We start from the raw sequence: 6,221 nt of genomic DNA, 5'->3' as shown, positions 1-6,221 counted from the left end.
GTCCAGAACGGGACCGCCTCCCACCCGTGCACCGCCCGCACCCGCGCTCCCCGGAGCTCCGCCTCGGCGAACGCGAACTCCAGCACCGCCGCGGAGGTCCCGCCCGCCACCCCGACGACGATCTCGGGGCGGCCGGCACCGTCTGCACCGTCGGCGGGAGCAGCGGGGGCAGCGGACGCGTCGGACGCGGCGGACGCGCCGTCGCGGACCAGGACCACCGGGGTAGTGCTGCGGGCGGCGACCGCCAGCCCGACCGAGCCCACCAGCAGCCCGGCGAAACCGCCGAGGCCGCGCGAGCCCAGCACCACGAGCCGGTGGTCGGCGGCGCGGGCGAGCAGGGCGTCGGCGGGGTCGTCGCCCACCGCCTCGGTGACCACGTCCAGCCCGGGGTGGGCGCCGCGCAGCCGGTCGGCGATCCCGTCCAGCTCCCGCAGGGCGCCCCGGCGGGGAGCCGCCGCGAGCCCGTCGCCGTCGGCCGGGCCGAACCAGGGCAGGGCGTGCACGACGCGCAGCGGCACACCCTGCCGGGCCGCCTCGGCGGCGGCCCAGTCGACCGCGGCCCCGGAGCGCGCCGATCCGTCGAACCCGGTCACGATTCCGTCCGCCATGGCCGTTCCCTCCTGTCCGGCGGTGACCCGGTGCCCCGCCTGTGCCGCCATGTTGGCGCTCCCGGCGGCCGCCCCGGCAGGGCCCGATGGTCCCCCGGGTCGGCCCCTGCGGCCCTACGCCGCCGGGCACCGCGGGCAGGAGGGTGGAGCCACCACCGGGAACACGGAACCAGGGGAGGAAGGCCATGCGGGAACAGGACGCGGCACCGCGGAGGATCGTGGTCGGGGTGGACGGCTCCCCGGCCTCCGTCGACGCGCTGCGCTGGGCCGTCGGCCAGGCGCACGCGGTCGGGGCGCAGGTCGAGGCGGTGACCGCCTGGCTGCACCCGTCCGCCCCGGGCTGGAGCGGGCACCCCGACGACGAGGAGTTCGGGGCCGCCATCGCGCGCAAGACCCTCGACGGCACCGTCGCCGAGGTGTCCGACCCCGGGCGCCCGGTGCGGATCGCCACCCGGGTGGTCAAGGGCGGCGCGGTCGCGGCCCTGCTGGCCGCGGCGCGCGGCGCCGAACTGCTGGTCGTCGGGAGCCGCGGCTTCGGCGGCTTCACCGGGGCGCTGCTGGGATCGGTCGGCCAGCACTGCGTGCAGCACGCGCCCTGCCCGGTCGTCGTGGTCCGCCACGACGCGCCGTGACCCGCGACCGTACACGGACAGGAACGGAAGGAAGAGGAGCGACGATGCGACACCGAACCGTGGGACAGCTGATGACCCGTCCGGTGGTGAGCGTGCGGCCCGGGACGGGGTTCAAGGAGATCGCCCGGCTGCTCGCGGAGCACGACATCACGGCCGTGCCCGTGCTGGACGCCGAGGACCGGCCCGTCGGGATCGTCTCCGAGGCGGACCTGCTGCTCGGCGAGTGCGCCCGGGAGGACCCGTCCGGGCTGCTGCTCACCCCCCGCCCGACGCCGGAGCAGGCCGCCCGCAGCCGGGCCACCACCGCGGACGGGCTGATGAGCCGCCCGGCCCTGTGCTGCCGCCCCGAGTGGACGGCCGTCGAGGCCGCCCGCCGGATGCAGCACGCGCACCTCAAGCGCCTGCCCGTCGTCGACGAGGCCGGGCGGCTGATCGGCATCGTCAGCCGCGGCGACCTGCTGCGGGTCTTCCTGCGGCAGGACCGGGCGATCCGGGAGGAAATCCGCCACGACCTCCTGGACCGGACGTTGGGCCTGTACCCGGACGCCCTCGGCGTCACGGTCGAGGACGGCCGGGTCACCCTGGTCGGCACGGTGGAGCGGCGCAGCCTGGTCGACGTGCTGGAACGCCTGTGCCGCAGCGTGGACGGCGTCGTGGACGTCACCCTGCTGCTCGACCACCGCGAGGACGACCCGGTGCGCCCGGCGACGGGGCGCTGAGCCGCCACGACGTGCTCGGTGCCGGGGCCGCCCGTGTCCGGCGCGGTCGGTGCGGGCGCACGGCGGCGCAGGGCCGCCCGGCGCAGTTCGTCGGCCCCGGACGATCGGCGGGAAGGACGCGACGGTGGCCGGTTGGGCGGGAGCGGGAGCGGCGGTGCCGCCGAGCGGGCGGGGGTTGCCGAACACGCCGACGGCGTCCTCCGTGGACGATCCGGTGGACCGTCCGGGCCGCCGTCACCCGCGGCGCCGCCGCCGTACTAGGCTGCGGCCCCCCGGAATGATCACCGTTCCCTCACAGAAGCGGACCCCCATGCCCGCCACCACCCACCCGGCCACCACCGACGGGCGTCTGGACCCGCGGGAGATGGTCGTCCTGCACCGCGTCTTCCGCCGCGAGGTACCGCTCCTGGCCGACCTGGTCGAGGCTGCCGCGCCGGGCGACCGGCGGCGCACCGCCGTGCTGGCCGACCACCTCGACCTGGTCCTCGGCGCCCTGGGCGAGCACCACGAGGGCGAGGACGACCTGCTGTGGCCCAAGCTGCGCGAGCGCGCAGCTCCCGGCGACGACGTGGTCGCGCGGATGGCGGACCAGCACGAGGGCGTCGCCGGTGCGCTCGCCGCGGCCACCGCGCTCTCGCGCCGCTGGCGCGCCGGGGCCGACCGCGAGACCGCCCTGCACCTCGCCGGGGCCCTGCGTGCACTGGACCGGCACGCCGCTGCCCACATGGACGACGAGGAGGCGCACCTGCTGCCCCTGATGGCCGCCCACATCACGCCCGGCGAGTGGTCCGAGGTCGGCGAGCGCGGGCGCCGCAGCGTGCCCAAGGCCAAGCTCCTGGTCTTCCTCGGCGCGATCCTGGAGGACGCGACCCCGCAGGAGCGGCAGCTGTTCCTCTCGCAGATGCCCGCCCCCGCCCGCCTCCTGTGGCGCACCCTCGGCACCCGGCTCTACCGGCGCACCACCGCCCGCGTCCGCGGGACCGGCGCGGCAACCCCCCGGGCGTAGCAGCCGCTCCCCGGCACCGGCGGGCCGGGTCGCCGTCGGCCCGGCGTCACCGCTCACCGGTCCCTTACCGATCGGTGACGCCGCCGGTCGGCCGCCGGGGTCCGGGCGCGCGGGTGGGTAGCGTCGGGGGGATGAGGATCCTGGTGACGGGCGGGGCCGGTTTCATCGGTTCCGCGGTGGTGGGTGCGCTGCTCGCGGGCGGCCACGAGGTGCGGGTACTGGACGCGCTGCTCCCGGCGGTGCACCCGTCGGGGGTGGCGTCCGCGGTGCCGGAGGGCGCGGAGTTCCGGCACGGGGACGTGCGGGACGCGGCGGCGGTGGAGGCCGCGCTGGAGGGGGTGTCGGCGGTCTGCCACCAGGCGGCGATGGTCGGGCTGGGCGTGGACCTGGACGACGCCCCCGCCTACGCCGGGTGCAACGACCTGGGCACGGCCGTGCTGCTGTCGGCGATGGCCCGGCGCGGGGTGCGGAGCCTGGTGCTGGCCGGGTCGATGGTGGTGTACGGCGAGGGCGCGTACCGCTGCGGGGCGCACGGCCCGGTGGCGCCCGGCCCGCGACGGGCGGCGGACCTGGACGCGGGGCGCTTCGAGCCGCCGTGCCCGGTCTGCGGCGAACCGCTGCTGCCCGGCCCGGTCGGCGAGGACGCCCCGGCCGACCCGCGCAACGTGTACGCGGCGACCAAGCTCGCCCAGGAGCACCTGGCCTCCGCCTGGGCCCGTGCCTGCGGGGGCCGGGTCCTGACGCTCCGCTACCACAACGTGTACGGGCCGGGCATGCCGCGCGACACCCCGTACGCGGGGGTGGCCTCGCTGTTCCGCTCGGCGCTGGCCCGCGGCGAGGCCCCGCGGGTGTTCGAGGACGGCGGCCAGCGCCGCGACTTCGTGCACGTCACCGATGTCGCCTCGGCCAACACCGCGGCCCTGGCCGCGCTGGCCGACCGTCCGGCGGGCAGCGCGCGGGCGTACAACGTGGGCAGCGGGGAGGTCCGGACGGTGGGGGACATGGCGCGCGCCCTGGCGGCGGCGTCGGGCGGCCCGGCACCGGTGGTGACCGGCGAGTACCGGCTGGGCGACGTCCGCCACGTGACGGCGGACTCCGGGCGGCTGCGCACCGAGCTCGGCTGGCGGCCCCGGGTGGCGTTCGAAGCGGGGGCGGCCGAGTTCGCGCTCGCTCCGCAACGCACCTGACGGCCGGCGACCGGGGCCCGCGGGCCGGCGAGCCGGACGTGAGGACGGTCGGACCTGCCGAGCCGGTCCCGGCCGCGCCGCCGGTTCCCCCGGGGCCGGCGCCTCGTGCCGTCAGGCCCGGCGGGCCGCCGGGAGGGTGATCTCGAAGCAGCAGCCGCCGTCGACGTTGCGGACGCGGGCCCGTCCGGCGTGGGCCTCGACGATGCCGCGGACGATGGCGAGGCCGAGGCCGGCGCCGCTGTCGCCCCCGTCCTCCGTTCCCGGCTCCGGCGGGCGGGGGGTGCGGGCGGGGGTGCCGCGCCAGCCGGTCTCGAAGACCCGGGGGAGGTCGGGTTCGGGGATGCCGCCGCAGCCGTCGGTGACGGCGAGCACGACGGCGCCGTCCTCGCGGTGGGTGGAGACGGCGACCACGCCGTCCGGCGGGGTGGCGCGGATCGCGTTGACCAGCAGGTTGCCGATCACCCGGGTGATCTCCCGGGGGTCGGCCTCGACCGGCGCGGCCTCGATGCGGCGGCCCTCCAGGCGTACGCCGCGCTGCCGCGCCAGCGGGTGGGCGCCGGCGAGCGCGTCGTCGACCAGGTCGTGCAGGGAGACCCGGGAGAGGCTGAGCGAGAGCGCGCCGGCCTGGATCCGGGAGAGTTCGAACAGGTCGTCGACCATGCCGGTGAGCCGTTCCACCTCGGTGCGGATCCGGGCGAGGTAGCGCTCGGGCTGCTCGGCGACGCCGTCCTCCAGCGCCTCGGCCATCGCGCGCAGCCCGGCCAGCGGGGTGCGCAGGTCGTGCGAGATCCAGGCGATGAGTTCGCGCCGGGAGGCGTCCAGCGCCCGTTCGCGGTCCCGGGACTCGGCCAACCGGGCGCTGGTGGCGGCGAGTTCGGCACTGACGGCGGCCAGTTCCCGGCCGAGCGGCCGGTCCGGCGGGGTGAACCCGGCGTCGCCGCCGACGGTGCGGGCGGCCACCGCCAGGGCCCGGCCACCCGCGGTGACCTGGCGGCCCAGCAGCGCGGCGGTGAGCAGCGCGACCAGCGAGGCCATCGCCAGGACGGTGACGACCACGCCCAGGTCGTGGCGGGAGAGGAACATCGCCCGAGCCACCGCGAACGTCCCGGAGGTGACGGCCAGGACGCTGACCACGGCGACGGCGAACAGGGTGAGCGCCAGCGAGCGGCGGCGCAGCAGCCGCAGCACGGCCAGGCCGAGCAGTCCGGCGGCGGCGGCGCCGAGCGCGGCGAACAGGGCGATCAGCAGCAGGTCCTTCACCGCGCACCGCCCGTCGCCACACCGTCCCGCGCCGGGCCGGTCGGGCCGGCCGGGTCGGCCGGGTCGGCCGGGTCGTAGCGGTAGCCGACGCCCCAGACGGTGCTGATCAGTTCGGGCGCGCCGGGGTCGTCCTCGATCTTCTCGCGCAGGCGGCGGACGTGGACGGTGACGGTGGAGAGGTCGCCGAAGTCCCAGCCCCAGACGCGCCGCATCAGCTCCTGTCGGGAGAACACCGTCCCGGGGTGCCGGAGGAGGAACCCGAGCAGGTCGAACTCGCGCGCGGTGAGGGTGAGTTCGCGGTCTCCTCGGTGGGCGCGGCGGGCCCGGGGGTCGAGCGCGAGGTCGCCGGAGCGCAGCGGGGCGGCGCCGTCGGCCGGGGCGGTGCGGGCGCGGCGCAGGATCGACTGGACGCGCAGCACGAGTTCGCGCGGGCTGAACGGCTTGGTGACGTAGTCGTCGGCGCCGAGTTCGAGGCCCAGGACGCGGTCGGCCTCGTCGCCCCTGGCGGTGAGCAGCACCACCGGCAGGTCCGCGCGGTCGGGGCGGGCGCGCAGCCGGCGCAGCACTTCGAGGCCGTCGAGACCGGGCAGCATCAGGTCGAGGACGAGCAGGTCGGGGCGGTGGCGTTCGGCCAGGTCGAGTCCGCGCGGGCCGTCCTCGGCGCGCTCGACCAGGTGGCCGGCCCGGGTGAGGTAGCCGGCCACGACCTCGCCGACGGTCGGGTCGTCGTCGACGACCAGGATGCGCGCGGGCTCCGACGGCTCGGCGGGGGCGGGGCTGTGGTTCACCCGCCCGAGGATACGAGCGCG

7 protein-coding genes are annotated in these 6,221 nt (G+C 77.7%); 4 read left to right on the top strand and 3 right to left on the bottom strand.

Annotated elements, in window-relative coordinates; all coding sequences use genetic code 11:
- Nucleotides 1–608: universal stress protein (locus ACFUEL_RS06120; protein WP_380234815.1), on the bottom strand; the 608-nt coding region annotated here is incomplete at its 3' end.
- 185 nt (nt 609–793) lie between these two features.
- Between ACFUEL_RS06120 and ACFUEL_RS06115 the strand changes: the two genes are divergently transcribed.
- From ACFUEL_RS06115 to ACFUEL_RS06100, 4 genes are all read left to right on the top strand, one after another.
- A complete protein-coding gene (locus ACFUEL_RS06115) occupies nt 794–1,240 on the top strand; it encodes a universal stress protein (protein WP_380234814.1) in 447 nt (148 codons plus the stop codon).
- A 44-nt stretch (nt 1,241–1,284) separates the two neighbouring features.
- Entirely contained in the window at nt 1,285–1,959 is a 675-nt protein-coding gene (locus ACFUEL_RS06110; RefSeq protein WP_380234813.1) for a CBS domain-containing protein, read from the top strand.
- Nucleotides 1,960–2,269: 310 nt separating this feature from the next.
- On the top strand, nt 2,270–2,965 hold the full coding sequence (locus ACFUEL_RS06105; protein WP_380234812.1) for a hemerythrin domain-containing protein: 696 nt from the start codon (nt 2,270–2,272) through the stop codon (nt 2,963–2,965).
- A gap of 131 nt (nt 2,966–3,096) precedes the next feature.
- Nucleotides 3,097–4,152, top strand: a complete 1,056-nt coding sequence (locus ACFUEL_RS06100) for an NAD-dependent epimerase/dehydratase family protein (protein WP_380234811.1) — start codon at nt 3,097–3,099, stop codon at nt 4,150–4,152.
- 111 nt (nt 4,153–4,263) lie between these two features.
- On the opposite strand, the gene ACFUEL_RS06095 is transcribed toward ACFUEL_RS06100, so the two are convergent.
- Both ACFUEL_RS06095 and ACFUEL_RS06090 read right to left on the bottom strand, forming a co-directional pair.
- Nucleotides 4,264–5,412, bottom strand: coding sequence for a sensor histidine kinase (locus ACFUEL_RS06095; RefSeq protein WP_380234809.1), 1,149 nt, complete (start codon nt 5,410–5,412; stop codon nt 4,264–4,266).
- The gene (locus ACFUEL_RS06090) at nt 5,409–6,200 is read right to left on the bottom strand and encodes a response regulator transcription factor (RefSeq protein WP_380234808.1); all 792 of its coding nucleotides are present in this window, start codon (nt 6,198–6,200) and stop codon (nt 5,409–5,411) included. The genes ACFUEL_RS06095 and ACFUEL_RS06090 overlap by 4 nt, the downstream gene beginning before the upstream one ends.
- Nucleotides 6,201–6,221: the final 21 nt, after the last annotated feature.

The organism is Kitasatospora sp. NPDC057198 (genome assembly GCF_042670125.1).
In the GTDB taxonomy this organism is placed as follows: Bacteria; Actinomycetota; Actinomycetes; order Streptomycetales; family Streptomycetaceae; genus Kitasatospora.
Note: the sequence above shows the minus strand (reverse complement) of the source record. Positions and strands in the feature narration are given on the sequence as shown.